We start from the raw sequence: 19316 nt of genomic DNA, 5'->3' as shown, positions 1-19316 counted from the left end.
CCATCATGGCGGCCATCACCACGGGCATCACCATGGCGGATGTGGCTGCAGCAAGTCCTATGATTCCTCTTCCATGATGTTTATGCATCACCATCATCACATGATGGATGGCTATGGCAAATAGAACGGCAAAAAAGAATCGGAGATGCGCTCCGGTTCTTTTTTTTGATCATATAAGATGAAGGTAATATTGTCAGAAAGTTGGAAGGATTAGAAAAGTTTTTCGCCGAATACATAGCAAAAAAGATTGCTTGGATGCTTTTCGCATAACGCTGCGAAAGGAGGCGAATCGGATGCTTTCCGGAATTACCATCCTCGATTTCACCATGAACGTGCCAGGCCCGTATTGCTCGATGCGGCTCGCCGATCTGGGGGCGACCGTAATCAAGGTGGAAACGCTTCCGCTAGGCGATCCGCAGAGGGCGCAGCCTCCTTTGATCAATGGGACCGGTGCAGGGTTTCTTGCGCTGAACCGCAACAAGAAGAGCGTCGCTCTCAATCTGCGCGCCAAAGAGGGCAAGGAGCTTGCGTTTGCCCTTGCGCGTCAGGCAGATGTCGTCCTGGAAAGCTATCGGCCCGGTGTCATGAAACTGCTCGGCCTGGATTATCATTCCATCCGGCACGTGAATCCGGCGATCGTCTACGGCGCGATCACCGGCTACGGGCAGCGGGGGCCGCTCAGCCAAGCGGGCGTCCATGACCTGAACGTGCAAGCCCAATCCGGCATGCTGGCCAATGGCTCCGAGCGCGACCGCCCCATGCTGCCGCGCGTCCCCGTTTCCGATTATGCCACGGGGATTTATGCTGCAGAGCAAGTTTGCGCCGCCCTCGTGCAAAAGGAGCGGCAGGGGATCGGGGCGTTTTTGGACATCGCTGCGATTGATGTCGTGGCTTCCTGGATGGGCCAGCACGCCATGCTGATTGCGGAAGGGCGCGGGCGGGAAGCCGAAAAGCTCGGGCAAAAACAGCTGATGTACGGGATGTATGAGACGGCGGACGCACGCTTTGTCGCTTTCGCAGCGGTGGAAGAAAAGTTCTGGGTTAATTTTTGCCATGCCGTCGGCCGGGAGGATTGGGAAGCGCTGTCCCATCTGGATGCGCGGTCGGTCGCAGAGCTGCAGGAGGAAGTGCGCGCCCTGTTTCTCACGCGGACGCAGAGCGAGTGGCATGAGCTTGGGCTGGAAGTGGATTGCTGCCTGACGGCGGTGGAAGAGATGGACACGCTGCTGGACAATCCGTTTTGGCACGGGCGAGAACTCTTGTCCGCGCAGGAGAAAGGCGATTGGGCGGACATCCTGCAGGTGCGGACGACAATGCACGGGACGAATGAGCGTTTCAGCCCACCGCCCGCTTTGGGGGCAGACACCTTTGACGTGTTACGCGAGCGGCTTCACATGACCAACAGGCAGCTGCGCGCCTATGAGGCAGTCGGGCTGATCGGCGGGTGCTAGTTTGTGAGGATGGAAAGTAACAACTGTTGCATGGCGATGGAACGATTATGGCGATTGCAAGGGGGAGAATGTATGATCATCACTCAGTCTCTGATTACGCAAGCGAAAAACAGGCCGGACAAGATCGCGATCATCGATGGGGAAAAACGTTTTACGTATAAACAGTTCGCACAGCGTGTTGCGCTGCTCGCGGGCGCGCTGGAAGAGGCAGGCGTCAAAAAAGGCGACCGTGTCGCCCTGCTCTTGCTAAACGAATCGCGCTACCTGGAGTTGCTTTACGGAATCACCTTGCTCGGGGCGATCGCGGTGCCGCTCAATGTGCGGCTGTCCCCGGTTGAATTCGACTTCATTTTGAAAGACAGCGGAGCGAAGCTGCTTTTCGTGCATAAGGAGTTTTTGCCGATCGTACCCAAGCTGCGGCAGGAAATCGCCTCGATCGAGCGGTTTGTGCTGTGCGAGGACGAGGGTGCAGGGGATGGGATGAGCGGTTATGAGGACATGCTGTCCTCCGCGCAGCCGGTAGAGCTGGCCGGGCGCGTGACGGAAGAGGAGATCGCCGGCATTTTTTATACGGGTGGTACGACTGGCATGCCCAAAGGGGTTATGCTCACGCACCGCAATCTTTTGGCGAATGCCTACAATGTCGGTTTGGCGCTGGGCTACTCAGCAGACGATATTTACTTGCATGCCGCTCCGATGTTCCATCTGGCAGACGGTGCTTCAACCTTTGCCATCACGGTCGTGGGTGGAACGCATGCACATGTGCGGATGTTCGAACCGAACAAGGTGCTGCAAACGATCCAGGATGCGCGGGTCACCTCCTGCCTGCTGGTTCCGACGATGATCAACCTGTTGATCAATTCGCCCGGCTTGAAGGACTATGACATCACCAGCTGGCGCAAAGTTCTGTACGGCGCATCGCCATGCCCGCCTGAAGTGCTGAAGAAGGCGAAAGAGCTGCTGCCGATCCAGTTTTACCAAGGGTATGGGCAAAGCGAAGCGGCGCCGGTGCTTACGTTTATGATGCCGCAGGATCACGTTACGGAAGGGGAGCCGCATCTGGTCGCTCGCCTGGCATCGTGCGGCCAGCCGCTCGCTGGCGTGGAAGTGCGCTGCTTCGATGCGGAGGACCGGGATGTAAAGCCTGGCGAGGTCGGGGAAATCGTCGCGCGGGGACCGAATGTGATGAAAGGCTACTGGAACCGTCCGGAGGAGACGGAAGCCTCTTTGCGCGGAGGATGGCTGCGGACAGGCGACATGGCGACGGTGGATGAGGAAAATTTCTTTTACATCGTCGACCGGAAAAAAGACATGATCGTCACCGGAGGCGAAAATGTGTATTCCGTCGAGGTGGAAAATGTCGTCTACACGCACCCTGCCGTCCTGGAAGCGGCGGTTGTCGGGGTTCCTGACGAGCGCTGGGGCGAGGCGGTCAAAGCGGTCGTAGTCGTTCGACACGGAGCAAGCCTGACGGAGGAGGAATTGATCCAGCATTGCCGCAGCTATCTGGCAAATTACAAGGTGCCGAAATCGGTTGATTTTGTGAGCGAGTTGCCGAAAAGCGGGGCGGGCAAAATTTTAAAGCGGAATCTGCGGGACAACTATTGGCTCGGCCAATCCCGCAAAGTGAACTGATCGGAACGCTCGTTTCGTGTCAAATTGCGCTTTGCTGCATATCTTACAAAAAACGAATGGCGCACAAAAGGACTGGTGCATCAAGGGAATCGTAGTGTCGCTTTCCTGGCATGGCAGGAATTATATTTGTGCAAAGGTCTATCGTATGCTACTATAATGACAAGAAGAACAACACAAGTGAAAGCAACAGACTCCTGCGATGTGCGTTTTGGCTTTTATGTTTTTAACCTTAAGTGTTTCCAGGGAGACAGAACTTTTCGCGTATGTCAGGCCCACCTCCGGTATGGACGCATGGGAAGGCAGAAGCGTAGACGGGTCACCCACCTGTTAGTAACAGGTTATAGAAACATGATGCCAGACGGCAGAGCGGGGCTTTTGTTTTTGTATATGCAATGAAAAGAGTTGCCAACATAGCTGGTCGCCACCTTGGATCGATGGCGAGGGGCTATTTTTTTTGCCCAAAAATGGGGGAGATCGAGGAACTGACACGGGAGCATGCGGCGCAGTCAAGCGGCTTGGCGGATGTTGGCGAGCGGGAATGGCTGATTGCGGTCAACAGAAAAAACGCACGACCCAAGCGGCGTGCGTTTTTTCTGTTCACGCGGTTTTGCCATAAAAGCCGGGGAAGCCTCTTCTGAACGTTAATGCGTGCTGCCGGAGCCTTGCTGGTTGCTTTGATAGCGCTGCGTCATTTGTCCAGGCTGGCCTTGCGTGCTGCGCGGGTTTTTTTGCTGTCCCTGCTGCCCTTGCTCGTTTCCATTGCTGACAATGGTCAAGTTTTGCTCCAGATCTTGGGTTTGCTTGGCGTCCTGGATGACTTGATACATTTGCAGGAAGGTGGCTTTTTGTCCCTCGGGAATCCCTTTGATGCGGACGGTCATTTCTTGTAAACCACCCTGGCCGGAGCCTTGGTCCTGGCCGTTTCCGCCACCACCGCTGCGCTGGCTGCCCTGGTTTTGGTCCTCTGAACTATCCAGGGTGAGGAAGCTGAACAAGTTGTCGTCTTCATTGCTGCTATCGCCATGGGAGCTTTGGTTTTGCTGGCTTTGCCCTTGACCGCCTTCCTGGCCTTGTCCGCCACCTTGTCCCCCCGTTTCAAACAAGATATTGAATTCGTTTAAGTCCGTTTGCACAATTCCTACTACGTTCATTGTAAAACCCCTCTTTGTATCGCAAGATGAGTAACAATAGATGTATCTCCGATTGATCCATGATCTTAGTATGAACGTTGGAGGACTGAGTATGCGTGGACCGTGATCTTTATGGGACGGTTGTTTTATACAGGTAGGTATCGCGAGCCGTGCCGAACCACATCGACCCAGCGCCCGTTACGGCTTTGCAGCAGCGGGCTTTGTCCCGCCTTGTTTTTTCAGACGGTCGATCGTTTTGCTGTCCGGGGTGACATAGAGCGTGCGCTGCTGCTCATAAATGACGAAACCGGGCTTGGCTCCGTTCGGTTTTTTGACGTTGCGGATCAAGGTGTAATCGACAGGGACCTGGCTTCCCTCGCGCGCCTTGCTGAAATAGGCGGCGAGCATGGCGGCTTCCTGCAGCGTCTGCTCGGAAAACTCCCGCGCACGGATCACCACATGGGAGCCGGGAATGTCTTTCGTGTGCAGCCATGTTTCATTGGCGGCTGCCAGCTTGTTGGTCAAGTATTCGTTCTGCTTGTTGTTTTTCCCCACCAAAATCGGGGTGCCGTCGCTCGAGACGTATTCCTCCAGCTCGGGACGCGCATCTTTTTTCTTGCGCGCATTCCGCTGCTTTTGTTTGCGTACATAGCCTTGCTCGGCCAGCTCTTCGCGAATCTCTTCCGCTTCGCTCATCCGGGCATGCTCCAGCTGTACAAGGAGGCCATCGAGGTACAGAATCTCTTCCTCGGCAAGCCGGATTTGCTCCTCGACGATCTGCAAGCTGTTTTTGGCCTTGTTGTATTTTTTGAAATACGCTTGCAAATTTTCCGACGGGGTCAAGAGCGGATCGAGCGGGATGTCGATCGTTCCGCCAGCCTCATCGTACCAGTTCACAGCCGTCAGCACCGTATCGCCGCGTTTTAGCTGATGAAGGTGAGCGGTGATCAATTCGCCGTACAGCCGAAAGCGTTCGGCGTCCTGGGCGTCGATCAGCGTTTGCTTCAGCTTCTCGATCTTTTTTTCGTTCTTTTGCTTTTCCAGGGTAACGATTCGCAGCAGGTCATGAACTTTTTGCTTGATCACGTCGCGCTGGGCTTTGTCCTGAAAAAAATGCTGCAGGCAGTCGCTGACATCCGCAAAAGTCGTGCGCTCCCCGTCAGCCAAATGGGTGAGAGGGGTTACCGAAAAGAATGCTTTTTCTTTCGTGATGACCGTGTTTGGGGTGTACCGGTTTTGCTTCACTTCCGCAAACAGCTCGGAAAAAGCGGTCCACAGCGATTCACGAGTAGGCAAGCCGGCGCGGAACACGATCTCTTTGGCAAGAAGCGGGCTTACGCCGCTGTATCGATCGACGATCTGTTTGTCCAGCTTTCCCTCGTTCCAGTTGATCCGCGCGATGAAGTCGGCTTGCGTTTCTTGCAGCGGATCGGCTTTTCCCTGTGCAGGAGGGGAAATGTACGCACGTCCGGGCAGCACTTGCCGATGCTGGCTCATGCCGTGGGAAACGTGGTGCGCGCTGTCCAAAATCATCTGCTTGTCGACGTCGATCAAAATGATATTGCTGTGCTTGCCCATGATCTCGACGATGATGCGCTTGTGCGTGACATCGCCCAGCTCGTCGCGAGAACGCACATCTATATGGATAATCCGCTCCATGCCAACCTGCTCGACCGATTCGATCGTGCCGCCTTCGCAATGCTTGCGCAGCAGCATGCAGAACATCGGCGCTTCGGTCGGGTTGACGAATTCTTCCGTTGTCAAATGAATCCGGGGATAGGTCGGATTGGCGGAAAGCAGCAGTTTTTGGTTGCCGCCTTGCGCGCGGATGGCGAAAACAAGGTCACTCTCATGCGGTTGATGGATGCGTGAGATGCGGCCTCCTTTCAGTTTGGCCAGCTCGTGCGCCACGGCACGGGTGACGACTCCGTCAAAAGCCACGATTCTTCACCTCTATGTATAGAATGGACTAAGTGTACCACAGCGCGGGAGCAACCCCAAGCGACAAGTTTCCCCGCAGCTTTTGTTGACACTGCCAATGATTGTCTCCTATAATAGGATAACGATTTTGTGTCTATTTATCGTAAGAAAAGTGTGAGCGCCTTAGCGCGAAAACGAAAAAGTTTTACTGATGGCGGGATGTGTGTGCATGCTCCGATCAATGACAGGGTTTGGCCGTAAGGAATCGGTTTACCAAGATTTGCGCGTGACGGTAGAGATGCGGGCAGTCAACCACCGTTTTTGCGAGGTGGTCGTTCGCCTGCCGAAATCGTACGCGGTGTTAGAGGATCAAGTCAAAAAGATCGTCGGTGCGAAAGTGCAGCGCGGCCGCGTTGATATTACCATTTCACTCGAACGGCAGGCAGCCGCCCAAAAAACGGTCGCCGTCGATTGGGAGCTGGCAGATCAGTATGTGCAGCTATCCAGGGAAGCGACGATCCGCTTGGCGGTGGAAGGGCGTTTATCCGTTCATGACTTGTTCGCAATGCCAGGCGTACTCACGACAGCGGAACCTGAACAGCTTGCCCCCGAGGACATTGCGGAATGGGTGTCTGCTACAGTAAACGAGGCGACGGACGACCTTCTCTTGATGAAAGAACGGGAAGGAGAACGGCTGCTCGCTGACTTCAAGCAGCGCTTGCAAAAAATCGAACGTTGTGCGGAAGAGATCCATACCCTCTCCCCGACAGTCGTGGAGGAGCACCGCAGCCGATTGCTGGCGCGCATTGCGGAATGGCAGTCCGAGCTAAAGCAAGAGTTCGAGGAGCAGCGAATCATGCAGGAGATCCTGCTGTTGGCAGAGCGTGCGGATATTACAGAAGAATTGACGCGTCTATCCAGCCACTGTGTGGAATTCCGCAACCAACTGAATGGCGCGGAAGCAGTGGGGCGCAGGCTCGATTTTTTGCTTCAGGAAATGAACCGCGAGGCCAATACGATTTGTTCAAAAGCCAATCATGTAGGAATTTCGCATCTGGCTGTTGAAATCAAAGCGGAATTGGAAAAAATGAGAGAACAGGTTCAGAACATCGAGTGACGATGAAAGGATGGACTTGGCAATTATGGCAATCAAACTGATTAATATCGGATTCGGTAACATTGTGAATGCCAACCGGATCATTTCAATCGTAAGCCCGGAATCGGCTCCAATAAAACGGATCATTCAAGAGGCGCGCGATCGCAGCATGCTGGTGGATGCCACATATGGCAGACGGACCCGCGCGGTGATCATTACAGACAGCGACCATGTGATTTTGTCGGCGGTCCAGCCGGAGACTGTCGCGCAGCGTCTGTATACCAAAGATGACAAAGATGACGAGTCTGATGAATAAAGCAGGAGTTGAAACTGGTACGATGGAAAAGGACAAAGGACTGCTTCTCGTGCTCTCCGGACCATCCGGGGTAGGCAAAGGGACTGTCTGCAAAGCGTTGCGAGAGAAGATGCCGGAGCTGATTTATTCCGTCTCCGCCACGACGCGCAGCGCCCGTGTTGGGGAAGAGGAAGGCGTGAACTATTTCTTCAAAAGCAAGGACGAATTCCAGCGGATGATCGAGCAAGACGAACTGCTGGAATGGGCAGAATATGTAGGCAACTATTATGGCACGCCGCGCCGCTTCGTCGCGGATACGCTTGCTGGCGGCAAGGATGTCATTTTGGAGATTGAAGTGCAAGGGGCCTTGCAAGTGAAGGAAAAGTTTCCGGAAGGGATCTTCCTGTTTCTGGCGCCGCCTGATTTGTCCGAATTGGAAAGCCGCATCGTCGGCCGCGGCACCGAGTCGGAGGAAACGATCAAGAGCCGCATGGAAATGGCTCGCACCGAGATCGAGCTGATGGACAAATACGACTATGTCGTGGTCAACGACTACATCGAAACCGCCTGCGACAAGATCAAGGCGATCATCACAGCAGAGCATCTGAAAAAAGACAGGCAAATCCACAAGTACCGCAAGTGGATCCTGAAGGAGGTTTAATCCATGTTGTTTCCATCGATTGACAAATTGGTTGAACAGGTAGAAAGCAAGTACACGCTGGTAACGGTGGCGTCCAAGCGTGCCCGCCAGCTGCGTGAGCAAAACAACCTGCAGCTGGACAAGCCGAAAGCGCGCAAATTCGTCGGACAATCGCTCGAAGAGCTGATTACCGGCAAAATCGTTTACGACAATCCAGAAGTACGCAAAGCGTAGACCGAAAAAACAACCTCTTTGCAGGTTGTTTTTTTCACATGAAGATGCGGAAGTTGTGTTGAGAGGAGAGGCAAAGGATGCAGGTATTGCAGGGGAAAAGAATCGTTCTTGGCGTTGCCGGAGGGATCGCCGCGTTCAAAGGGGCGGCGTTGGCAAGCAAGCTCGCACAGGCGGGAGCGCTTGTGGATGTGATCCTCACCGAAAATGCGACCCAATTTGTCCAGCCACTGACGTTTCAGGCGCTGACCCATCGTCACGTGTATACCGATACATTTATCGAGCCGGACCCCGGCGTCATCGCGCACATCGAATTGGCGGACAAAGCGGATGTGGTCGTGCTGGCTCCCGCGACCGCGAATCTGATCGGCAAGCTGGCGAACGGCATCGCCGACAATATGCTCACCTCGACGTTGTTGGCGACGAAAGCGCCCGTGCTGATTGCGCCAGCGATGAATGTCAATATGTATGAGCATCCGGCCGTACAGGCGAACATGCAGCGGCTGGCATCGTACGGCTACCGTTTTTTGGAGCCGAACGAAGGGCTTTTGGCTTGCGGTTGGATCGGCAAGGGAAGGCTGGCGGAACCGGAAGAAATCCTCGCGGCGGTGTCGCGGTTTTTGACAGAGGAATCATCACCTGCAAAACACGATTGGGCGGGCAAAAAAGTGCTGGTCACCGCAGGGCCGACACGGGAAAAGATCGACCCTGTGCGCTACATCTCCAACCATTCCACCGGCAAGATGGGCTACGCGATTGCGGAGGCGGCGCGCGATCGCGGCGCTGAAGTCGTGCTGGTCAGCGGACCGGTCGCTTTGCCGAAGCCGGATGGCGTGACGGTCATCGCCGTCGAGTCCGTGCAGCAAATGTACGATGCGGTCATGCAGCATCTACCTGATGTTGATGTTGTCATCAAATCTGCGGCTGTATCGGATTATCGGCCGAAAACCGTCTCTGCGCAAAAAATGAAAAAAACGGGGAACGATTTGTCGCTTGAGCTGGAAAAGGCGCCAGACATTTTGGCGGAAGTAGGCAAGCGAAAAACGCATCAGTTCGTCGTCGGCTTTGCGGCAGAGACGCATGATGTGCTCAATTATGCTGCCGACAAGCTGGCACGCAAAAACCTGGACATGATCGTCGCCAACGACGTTTTGCAGGAGGGTGCCGGCATGGGGACCGACACCAACATCGTCACGATTTTGGCCCGGGGGAGCGAGCCTGTGCAATTGGGGAAAATGAGCAAACGCGAGGTGGCGGACAAGCTGCTTGATGTCATCTTGACGAATCAACGCAAAGCAGCTGCCGCTTCCAAACGATGAGCATGATTGCACAAGTGATCGTGGAAGTGCCGGTGAACCGGACCAATCGGCCGTTTGATTATGCGGTGCCAAAGTGGCTTGCGCCGATGATCGCCATCGGCAGCCGCGTCGTGGTGCCGTTTGGCCCGCGCAAGCTGCAAGGCTATGTGATCAATCTGTATGATGCCGAGGAATCCGGAACACAGGATGGGGCGCCCGCGCTGCTCAAGCTGAAAGAAATCGAGCAGGTGCAGGACGATGTGCCGCCGCTCACCCTGGAGCTGATCCAGCTGGCCGAATGGATGAGCCGCCACTATCTTTGCACATGGGTAAGCGCCCTGCAGGTCATGCTGCCCGCCGTGCTGAAAGGCAAGACGAAAAAATGGCTGTCGGCCACTGAGCAGCTGCTTGCCAACCAGCCGCAGCAGCCCGGCCTGCTGCAGGAGCTGTATTGGCGGCGAATCGAGTTCGAGGAAGCGGAAAAGCAATTTCCCCAAGAAATCAAGCAGGTGCCGGGGTGGGTGAAGGCAGGTCTCATCAGCTTCGACTACCAGGTCACGGACAAAATCACACGCAAGCAAATTTCGCAGGTGACACTGCTACTATCCGACGAGGAGCTGGTAGCGGTGCTGCCGACGATTCCCGAGCGTTCGCGCAGAGCGCGGCAGCTTTTGCTTTTGCTGCAGGAGACGCGCGAGCCGATGCCGCTGTCCGATGTTCTGGCGGAGACCGGCATGGCTCGCTCGACGCTCAAAGGTCTGGAGCAAAAAGGCTGGATTCGGATCGAGCAGGTTGAAGTTTTTCGCGATCCGTATGCAAACCGGACGTTCGCCAAAGGGGTGAAGCACCCATTCACCACCTGGCAGCAACTCGCTTACACTGCTATTGAAGCGGCCATAAATGCAGGCGAGCATGCTGCATTTTTACTGCACGGGGTGACGGGCAGCGGCAAGACGGAAGTTTATATGGAAGCGATCGAACGGACGCTTGACCTCGGGAGGGAAGCGATTTTTCTCGTGCCGGAAATTTCGTTGACGCCGCAGATGGTCAAACGCTTCAAGGAACGATTCGGCGATCGCGTCGCGGTGCTGCACAGCGCGCTGTCGCAAGGGGAGCGCTACGACGAGTGGCGCAAGATCGTTCACGGGCATGTGCAGGTGGCCGTCGGAGCCCGCTCCGCGATTTTTGCCCCGTTCAAAAATCTTGGGCTTGTCATAATCGATGAGGAGCACGAAAGCTCCTACAAGCAAGAAGAGACGCCTCGCTACCATGCCCGCGATGTGGCGATGCAGCGGACGAAAAACAACAATGGCGTGCTGATCTTGGGCAGCGCGACGCCCGCTTTGGAAACGTATGCGCTGGCCACGCGCGGGCGCTACCGGCTGCTGACGATGAGCGAGCGCGTCGGCAATCGGCCGCTGCCCACCGTTCACGTGGTCGACATGCGCGATGAGCTGCGTCAGGAGAACCGCTCGATGTTCAGCCGCAGCCTGTTTTCGCTGATCGAGGACCGGTTGGCAAAGCGGGAGCAGATCGTGCTGTTTTTGAACCGTCGCGGCTTTTCAACCTTTGTCATGTGCCGCAGCTGCGGCTATACGCTGACATGCCCTCATTGCGACATTTCGCTCACCTATCATAAAACGAATCATACGAGCCGCTGCCATTATTGCGGCTACACGGTGGCACAGCCGCAGCATTGTCCGGAGTGCCAAAGCCCGCACATCCGTTTTTTCGGGACGGGCACGCAAAAGGTGGAGGCCGAGCTTGCGCAACTGTTTCCTGGCATCCGGGTCATTCGGATGGACGTGGACACGACATCGCGCAAAGGCGCGCATGAAGAGCTGCTGGACCGTTTCCGCACCGGACAGGGCGACGTTTTGCTCGGGACGCAGATGATCGCCAAAGGCCTGGATTTTCCCAAAGTCACGCTGGTCGGCGTAATCGCCGCAGATACGTCGCTGCATCTGCCCGATTTCCGGGCGGCGGAAAAAACGTTCCAGCTGCTGACACAGGTTGGCGGCCGGGCCGGGCGCCACGAGCTGAAAGGCGATGTGGTGATCCAGACGTATACGCCGGAGCATTTCAGCATCCAGCATGCCACGCACCACGACTATCTTTCCTTTTATGAAGAGGAGATGCGGCATCGCAGGCAGGCGGGGTATCCGCCTTATTTTCGCCTGGTGCTGATCACGTTCAGCCATGAGGATGTGCCGACGGTCATCCGGGCTGCGGATTTGATGGCGCAATATTTAAAGCCGCGGCTGGCCGAAACGACCCGGCTGTTGGGGCCGGTCGCCTCGCCGATCGCCCGGATAAAAGATAGATTTCGTTTCCAACTCATGCTAAAATATCGTGATGAGCCGAGAGTGACGGACTTGTTGGCCCAGGCGGCCGCGCAGACGCAAGAGTGGCAGAAGCAGCACGGCGTTCTGATGACGATCGACGTCGATCCGCAAGTTTTGTTATAAACCAAATGGAGACTTCCAGGTTCCATTTTCAATATCAGGAGGTATTTTTTATGGCAATTCGCACCATCGTGAAGCATCCCGATCCTGTCCTTCGTGAAAAAAGCATTCCGGTAACAAAGTTCAACAGCAATCTGCACAAGCTGCTCGATGACATGGCAGACACCATGTACGATGCGGATGGCGTAGGCTTGGCTGCTCCGCAAGTCGGCATTTTGAAGCGCGTGATCGTGATGGATTGCGGCGACGGCCTGATCGAAATGGTCAATCCGGAAATCATCGCGCATGAAGGGGAAATGATCGAAGATTATCCGGAGGGCTGCCTCAGCATTCCAGGCATGCGCGGGGATGTGCGCCGCCACAAATGGGTGAAGCTGCGCGCGCAAGACCGCAATGGCGAATGGTTTGAGATGGAAGCGGACGATCTGTTGTCCCGTTGCTCCCAGCATGAAATCGATCACTTGAACGGCGTGTTGTTCATCGATATCGCGGAACGCGTATATACGGTAAAGCCTGGAGAGGAAGAGTAAACGAAATGAATGAGAAGAAGGATGTGCGCATTTTGTTCATGGGCACGCCTGATTTCGCCGTAGCCAGCCTGGAAGCATTGCTCAGCGCTGGCTATCGCGTCATTGGGGTCGTTACCCAGCCGGACAGGCCTGTCGGACGCAAGCAGGTGATGACGCCGCCGCCGGTGAAAGAAGCCGCGCTGCGCCACGGTTTAAGTGTGTACCAACCGGAGAAAATAAAAGAAGAGGGTGCGCTTGCCGAAGTGCTGGCAACCGAGCCTGATTTGATCGTGACGGCTGCCTACGGGCAAATTTTGCCCAAACGTCTGCTGGACGCGCCGCGCCATGGCTGCATCAATGTCCATGCTTCGCTCTTGCCGAAATATCGCGGGGGCGCGCCGATCCACAAATGCATTGTGGAAGGGGAAAAAGAGAGCGGTGTGACGATCATGTACATGGTTGAGGCGCTTGATGCGGGCGACATGCTCTCGCGCGTCGTCGTGCCGATCGAAGAGGATGACAATGTAGGGACGCTGCATGACAAGCTGGCGGAAGCGGGTTCCAAGCTGTTGGTGGAAACATTGCCGCAGCTGTTGAACGGCGAGCTTGTGGCCGAGCCGCAAGACCATGCGCAGGCGACTTTCGCTCCGAACATCAAGCGTACGGACGAACGGATCGATTGGAGCAAAACGGCGGAACAAATCTACAACCAGATTCGCGGCCTGAACCCGTGGCCGGTGGCTTTTACAACATGCGAGGGCAAGACGTGGAAAATTTGGCAAGCGGAAAAAACGGCGGTAACCGGCGTGACGGGTGAGCCGGGAACGGTGATCGACAAGACGCAGGACGGCCTGATCGTCGCATGCGGTGCAGGTAGCGTCAAGCTGACCGTAATCCAGCCGGAGGGCAAAAAGAAAATGAGCGTGCTCGACTTTTTGCGCGGAGCGGGAGCGTCGCTTGCCATTGGAACCAAGTTAGGAGACTGGTAACGTGACGAGAACAAAAACTGCGCGCGAAGTAGCGCTTGAGGTGCTGGTGCGGGTAGACGAATTCAAATCGTACAGCAATCTCGAACTCAAAGCGGTGCTGGATCGCGAGCCATTGTCGGCGGTTGACGCAGGGCTGGTCACAGAGCTGGTCTACGGGACCATTCAGCGACGCAATACGCTCGACGATGTGCTGTCCCGCTTCATCAAAGGAAAGGGCGGCCTGGCCAAGCTGCAGCCGTGGGTGCTGCACTTGCTGCGCCTGAGTCTGTATCAAATCCGGTATTTGGATCGCATCCCGGACCGGGCTGCCGTCCATGAAGCCGTCGAGATCGCCAAACGGCGTGGCCACCAAGGGATCGCCTCCCTGGTAAACGGCGTGCTGCGCAATGTTTTGCGCCAGCCGGAATGTTTTGAGGTGTTGCCGACGGGCAGTTTGGCCAAGCGGCTGGCGGTGGAGCTTTCGCATCCCGAGTGGCTGGTCGCGCGCTGGCTCAAGCTGTATGGCGAGGAGGCGACCCGGGCGATGTGCGAAAGCAACAACCTGCCGCCGCATACCTCCGTACGCGTCAATCAGCTGAAAACGGGGCGCGAGGAATTAATTTCCGCGATGCTGCAACATTTTCCACATGCCCGACCGTCTATGGTAAGTGCGGCTGGAATTGTCGTGGATGGCGGGCATGTTGCGGGCACAAGCTGGTTCCGCGAAGGACAGTGCACGATCCAGGACGAAAGCTCCATGCTGGTCGCCCCGGCGCTCAAGCCGCTGCCAGGCCAGCGCGTGCTCGACGCCTGCGCGGCACCGGGCGGGAAGACGACGCATATCGCGGAGTTGATGAACAACGTTGGCGAGATCGTGGCCTGTGACGTGCACGCCCACAAGCAGGAGTTGATTCGCCAAAACGCAAAGCGTCTCTCCATCGAGATCATCACGCCGGTAGTCGCCGACGCGGCTGCGCTTACAACAGCCGAGCACGGCACGTTTGACCGGATTTTGCTGGATGCGCCCTGCACCGGCTTAGGGGTAATCCGCCGCAAGCCAGACTTGAAATGGCAAAAAAACAGCAACGACATCAAGCAAATCGCCAAGCTGCAGGCAGAGCTGCTGGAGTGCGTCTCCAAGCTGCTGGCACCAGGCGGACTGCTCGTATACAGCACATGCACGATCGACCCGGAGGAAAACCAGCAGGTCGTCGAACGATTCGTCGCAGCCCATCCGGAGTTCGAGCTGGACACCACGCTCGCAGCCGATCTGCCGGAAGCGGTGCGCGCCCAAGCGCAGGAAAAGGGCTATGTGCAAATCCTGCCTCATCAATTTCAAAGCGACGGCTTTTTCATCTCACGACTCAAACGAAAAGCGTAGCGAACAGGGATGGGGTATCGCAGCAGCGGTTCACCATCCCTGATCTTATTGAAGATTTTTATTCAAGTAGTAAACTGCTGCAACGAGTAACGGTTCACAGCAGCAAAGGGATTTTCGGAAAAAAGTGGAACGGATGCCTTGGCGATGCCTGCCAGGCGGAGCGGAAAAAAAGGAAACGCTTTTGCGTCACATCTACTTCTTTGAGATACACCCGCCGCGCAGCGTGTGGCTTTGGGACGCAGTTTCCTTTTTTTCCGCGGAGCCGTTCTCCCCGACCCCCAGTGGGCATTGTCAGAGCATCCGTGGAACTTTTTTCCGAAAATCCCCGAACGAGCACCAAAGTTGCTTTTTTACCCAGTCTCATCCAGTAAAAATCTGTTTCATTGCCGCCGCACGCGGCAAAGAGTACAATGGACAATGAAAGAATTTAAGAAAAAGGTGAATGATGCAGCATGCCGATGACTTCAGCGACGGGCAACCGTCCTTTGATTTATGGAATAACAGTAGATGAAATGAAAGAATGGCTCGTACAAAGCGGAGACAAAGCGTTTCGCGCCCAGCAAATTTTTGACTGGCTGTATGTCAAGCGCGTAAGCTCCTTCGACGAGATGAGCAACGTATCGAAAGAACTGCGGCAAAAGCTCGCAGGCGAATTCCGCATCGATCCGTTGAAAGAGATCACGCGCCAGGAATCGTCCGATGGAACGGTGAAATTTTTGTTCCAGCTGGTCGATGGCCATGCGATCGAAACCGTCATCATGCGCCACAATTACGGCAACAGCATCTGCGTCACGACACAGGTAGGCTGCCGGATCGGCTGCACGTTTTGCGCCTCGACGCTCGGCGGTCTGAAACGCAATCTGGACGCAGGCGAAATCGTGGCGCAAGTGCTCGCGGCACAGCGTTTCCTCGACGCTGACAACCAGCGCGCCAGCCATGTTGTCGTCATGGGCATCGGGGAGCCGTTTGAGAACTTCGACAACCTGATGGCTTTTTTGTCCATCATTAATGACAACCGCGGCCTGAACATCGGGCAGCGCCATATTACCGTGTCCACGAGCGGCATTATCCCGAAAATTTACGAGTTCGCCGAAAAAGGCGGGCAAGTAAATCTCGCCATCTCGCTACATGCGCCGACGACTGAGCTGCGCACCAAGCTGATGCCGATCAACCGCGGATTCCCGCTGGAAAAACTGATGGAGGCATGCCGTCACTATGTTGCGAAAACCGGGCGCCGCATCAGCTTTGAGTACGGTCTGTTCGGCGGACAAAATGACCAGCCCGAGCATGCCGAAAAGCTGGCTGACCTGATTGGCGATATGCTCTGCCACGTCAACCTGATCCCGGTCAACTACGTGCCGGAAAGGGATTATGTGCGCACGGCTCGAAACGATATCTTTGCGTTTAAAAACATTCTGGAAAGTCGCGGCATCAATGTAACGATTCGCCGTGAGCACGGCAGCGACATCGCTGCGGCCTGCGGCCAATTACGTGCGCAGCACGCCAAAGAAACGGCGGGGTGATCAGTGTGGAAATAGCAATGAAATCACATGTCGGTTGTATCAGACAGCTCAATGAAGACTTTTATGCGTGCACGGTCGACGAGCACGGCCGGGTCTTTTCCATTGTGGCTGACGGAATGGGGGGTCATCAGGCTGGCGATGTTGCCAGCCGGATGGCGGTTGAGGGCATTTTGCGCGAGCTGTCCGATCTGGAGCCGAATCTTGAACGCGAGGATGCGCGCGAACGGTTGATGCATGCGATGGTCGTAACGAACGAGGCGGTTTATCGGCATGCGCTCGAACATCCGGAGTGCAACGGGATGGGGACGACCGTGGTCTGCGCCCTGATCGACGAAGCGGGCGGGGTTTTGGCCCATGTCGGCGACAGCCGCATCTATCTTTATACGGCAGATGGCCTGAAGCAGCAGACAGAGGATCACACGCTCGTGCATGAATTGATGAAAAGCGGCCAAATTACTGTCGAGCAGGCTGCGGTCCATCCGCAGCGCAATGTCATCATGCGCGCACTGGGAACCGAAAAAGACGTGCGCGTTGATTTGGGCGAATTCCGCTGGGAGCAGGACGACGTGCTCTTGCTATGCTCGGACGGGTTGACCAACAAAGTATCGAAATCGCAGATTGAATCATTGCTTGGCAGCCAATTGCCTTTGAAAGAGCAGGTCGATGCGCTTGTTCAGCATGCTCTTGATGCCGGAGGAGAAGACAATGTAACGGTCGTCGCCGTGCGCAATCGCGATGGAGCCGTTAATACCGGCAGGAAAGAGGGGTGAGCAGGATGGAAGGACAACTCTTAGGGGGACGTTATCAGCTGGAGCGCCAGGTAGGCGGTGGCGGGATGGCGATCGTGTACAAAGCGCGCGATGTGGTCCTGCATCGGCAAGTAGCCGTCAAGCTGTTGCGCCCGCAATTTGGCTATGACGAGGATTTTGTCCATCGTTTCCGGCGGGAAGCGCAGTCGGTAGCGAGCCTGTCTCATCCAAATGTAGTCAGCGTATATGATGTAGGCCAAGATGGTGACACCCATTACATGGTGATGGAATACATAGAAGGCCCGACATTAAAAGATGTGATCAATTCGCGCGGCGCGCTGCCTGTCGAAGAGGCTGTGCGGATCGCGGTCCAGGTGTGCGACGCGTTGGAGCATGCCCATCAGAACAAAATCATTCACCGCGACATCAAGCCGCACAACATTTTGATCGGACGCAACAACCGGGTAAAAGTGACCGACTTCGGGATCGCGCGGGCGGTGACGCAGGCGACCATCACGCATACCGGCTCCGTGCTCGGCTCGGTTCATTACTTTTCACCGGAGCAAGCTCGCGGTGGGATCACCGGCGAGAAATCGGACATTTATTCGCTTGGGATCGTCTTGTATGAGATGGTGACAGGGCGCGTGCCGTTTTCAGGCGAGTCGCCGATTTCAGTCGCTTTGATGCATTTGCAGGAGAGGCTTCCCGAACCGAGACAGATTAATCCGGATATTCCGCAAAGCGTGGAGAATATCATTTTGCAAGCATTGGCCAAAAATCCGGCATTCCGCTACAAAAACGCGGCGGAAATGCTTGAGGATTTGGAGACGTGCCTGTTTCCCGAGCGTCTGAACGAGCCGAAACTGACGATTCCGACAGATGACGAGGAGACGCGGGTGCTGCCCGCGATCACGCCGGAAATGCTCGAGCAGTCCAAACAGGAGCGACAGGAGCGCATGAGCGGTGCAAGCCGCTCGGCCGAAAAAGGACCGCAGAAAAAGCCAAAGTGGTGGGTGAAGCTTTCCATTTGGGTCGGCGTGCTCTGCCTGTTCGTCGTTCTGGCATTCGCAGGCTTCAATGTGTTGTTGAACCTGATCGTCGTGCCGGAAGTGCCGGTGCCGCTGGTGGAAGGGACGATGGTGGAGCTGGCGAAAGCGAAAGTGGAAGAACAGAAGCTCGTGCCGGTTACAAAAGAAGAGTACAATGACAAGGTCGAAAAGGGTGTTGTCTTCCGGCAAGACCCGTCACCACCGATGAAGCTGAAGGAAAAATCGACCGTCATGCTTTATGTCAGTTTGGGTAAGCAGCCGGGCAAGATGCCGCCGCTGACCGGATTGAACCGCGCGTCCGCCGAGCAGGCATTGAAAGCAGCCGGCTTTACCGTGACGGACAGCACGTTTGTCGAAGTGGAGAACGATAATGTGCGTGCGGGTGATGTGATCGAACAGATTCCTGAAGCGGGCGCAGAGGTCATTCCGTCGGATACGACCGTTACCGTCAAGATCAGCAAAGGCAAACAATATGTGCGCATGAAAGATTTGCGTACGTTGACGCTGGAGCAGGCGCGGGTGGAATTGCAAAAAATGGGCCTGAATATGGGCAAATCCAACCCGAAAGATACGTTCACTACCAAAGAGCAAGGCATTGTCCTTGCCACATACCCGTACGAAGCGGGCATGAACGTTCCGGTGGGAGAAACCGTCGATCTCGACGTTTCATCCGGCAAATATCCTGACGGTGCGATCGAAGGGAAGGCTCCTGTATTCGTCGAGGTTCTTCCGGGCGAAACCGCGAAAGTCTCCATCACGGTATCGGATGCGCGCGCCAATGATCAGGCGGTGACGACCGAAACCATCACGGAAAGCAAAAGCTACGACGTGCCGGTCATCGTTTCGCCGTCGAAGCAGGCAACCATTAAAGTGATGAAAAACGACCAGGAGTACCAAACCTTTACGGTCCAGTATCAGGCAGTTGCACAAACTCAGTCACAAACGCAAGGTCAATAACAACTACTACGTGGAGGGA

General features: G+C 55.6%; 16 protein-coding genes and 1 other RNA gene. 15 read left to right on the top strand and 2 right to left on the bottom strand.

The genetic code is table 11. The annotated features are described in order from the left end of the window. The first annotated feature begins 293 nt into the window (after nt 1-293). The 3 genes from ACTID9_RS18535 to ssrS all read left to right on the top strand — a co-directional run bounded on the left by ACTID9_RS18535 (nt 294) and on the right by ssrS (nt 3463). Entirely contained in the window at nt 294-1451 is a 1158-nt protein-coding gene (locus ACTID9_RS18535; RefSeq protein WP_441066394.1) for a CaiB/BaiF CoA transferase family protein, read from the top strand. 72 nt (nt 1452-1523) lie between these two features. Then, nucleotides 1524-3086 carry a long-chain-fatty-acid--CoA ligase gene (locus tag ACTID9_RS18530; protein WP_441066392.1) on the top strand — a complete coding sequence of 521 codons (1563 nt, stop codon included), beginning with the start codon at nt 1524-1526 and terminating at the stop codon, nt 3084-3086. 188 nt (nt 3087-3274) lie between these two features. Continuing rightward, nucleotides 3275-3463, top strand: a non-coding RNA gene (gene ssrS, locus ACTID9_RS18525) — 6S RNA. 264 nt (nt 3464-3727) lie between these two features. On the opposite strand, the gene ACTID9_RS18520 is transcribed toward ssrS, so the two are convergent. Then, nucleotides 3728-4237 carry a hypothetical protein gene (locus ACTID9_RS18520; protein WP_441066390.1) on the bottom strand — a complete coding sequence of 170 codons (510 nt, stop codon included), beginning with the start codon at nt 4235-4237 and terminating at the stop codon, nt 3728-3730. Between the two features lie 177 nt (nt 4238-4414). Next, nucleotides 4415-6157, bottom strand: a complete 1743-nt coding sequence (locus ACTID9_RS18515) for an Rqc2 family fibronectin-binding protein (protein ID WP_441066388.1) — start codon at nt 6155-6157, stop codon at nt 4415-4417. Nucleotides 6158-6365: 208 nt separating this feature from the next. Between ACTID9_RS18515 and ACTID9_RS18510 the strand changes: the two genes are divergently transcribed. The 12 genes from ACTID9_RS18510 (at nt 6366) to pknB (ending at nt 19297) form a co-directional block, all read left to right on the top strand. Next, entirely contained in the window at nt 6366-7253 is an 888-nt protein-coding gene (locus tag ACTID9_RS18510; RefSeq protein WP_441066386.1) for a YicC/YloC family endoribonuclease, read from the top strand. Between the two features lie 25 nt (nt 7254-7278). Continuing rightward, nucleotides 7279-7548, top strand: a complete 270-nt coding sequence (remA, locus tag ACTID9_RS18505) for an extracellular matrix/biofilm regulator RemA (protein WP_122917054.1) — start codon at nt 7279-7281, stop codon at nt 7546-7548. Nucleotides 7549-7570: 22 nt separating this feature from the next. After that, the gene (gene gmk / locus ACTID9_RS18500) at nt 7571-8188 is read left to right on the top strand and encodes a guanylate kinase (RefSeq protein WP_441066384.1); all 618 of its coding nucleotides are present in this window, start codon (nt 7571-7573) and stop codon (nt 8186-8188) included. Between the two features lie 3 nt (nt 8189-8191). Further along, complete coding sequence (gene rpoZ, locus ACTID9_RS18495; protein WP_441066382.1) at nt 8192-8401, top strand: DNA-directed RNA polymerase subunit omega; 210 nt, start codon at nt 8192-8194, stop codon at nt 8399-8401. 77 nt (nt 8402-8478) lie between these two features. Continuing rightward, nucleotides 8479-9717 (top strand): bifunctional phosphopantothenoylcysteine decarboxylase/phosphopantothenate--cysteine ligase CoaBC, encoded by a 1239-nt coding sequence (coaBC, locus tag ACTID9_RS18490; protein WP_441066380.1) that lies wholly within the window; start codon nt 8479-8481, stop codon nt 9715-9717. Nucleotides 9718-9719: 2 nt separating this feature from the next. Continuing rightward, nucleotides 9720-12164 carry a primosomal protein N' gene (gene priA, locus ACTID9_RS18485; protein WP_441072645.1) on the top strand — a complete coding sequence of 815 codons (2445 nt, stop codon included), beginning with the start codon at nt 9720-9722 and terminating at the stop codon, nt 12162-12164. Nucleotides 12165-12214: 50 nt separating this feature from the next. Continuing rightward, nucleotides 12215-12691 (top strand): peptide deformylase, encoded by a 477-nt coding sequence (gene def / locus ACTID9_RS18480; RefSeq protein ID WP_441066378.1) that lies wholly within the window; start codon nt 12215-12217, stop codon nt 12689-12691. A gap of 5 nt (nt 12692-12696) precedes the next feature. After that, entirely contained in the window at nt 12697-13659 is a 963-nt protein-coding gene (gene fmt, locus ACTID9_RS18475; protein WP_441066376.1) for a methionyl-tRNA formyltransferase, read from the top strand. A gap of 1 nt (nt 13660) precedes the next feature. Then, nucleotides 13661-15019 (top strand): 16S rRNA (cytosine(967)-C(5))-methyltransferase RsmB, encoded by a 1359-nt coding sequence (gene rsmB / locus ACTID9_RS18470; protein ID WP_441066374.1) that lies wholly within the window; start codon nt 13661-13663, stop codon nt 15017-15019. 452 nt (nt 15020-15471) lie between these two features. After that, nucleotides 15472-16542 carry a 23S rRNA (adenine(2503)-C(2))-methyltransferase RlmN gene (gene rlmN, locus ACTID9_RS18465; protein ID WP_441066369.1) on the top strand — a complete coding sequence of 357 codons (1071 nt, stop codon included), beginning with the start codon at nt 15472-15474 and terminating at the stop codon, nt 16540-16542. A gap of 5 nt (nt 16543-16547) precedes the next feature. After that, a complete protein-coding gene (locus tag ACTID9_RS18460; RefSeq protein ID WP_441066367.1) occupies nt 16548-17312 on the top strand; it encodes a Stp1/IreP family PP2C-type Ser/Thr phosphatase in 765 nt (254 codons plus the stop codon). Between the two features lie 5 nt (nt 17313-17317). Beyond that, a complete protein-coding gene (pknB, locus tag ACTID9_RS18455; RefSeq protein ID WP_441066365.1) occupies nt 17318-19297 on the top strand; it encodes a Stk1 family PASTA domain-containing Ser/Thr kinase in 1980 nt (659 codons plus the stop codon). Nucleotides 19298-19316: the final 19 nt, after the last annotated feature.

This window comes from Brevibacillus fluminis, assembly GCF_052072235.1.
Taxonomy (GTDB): domain Bacteria; phylum Bacillota; class Bacilli; order Brevibacillales; family Brevibacillaceae; genus Brevibacillus_D; species Brevibacillus_D fluminis_A.
This window is presented reverse-complemented; position numbering and strand designations above follow the sequence as displayed.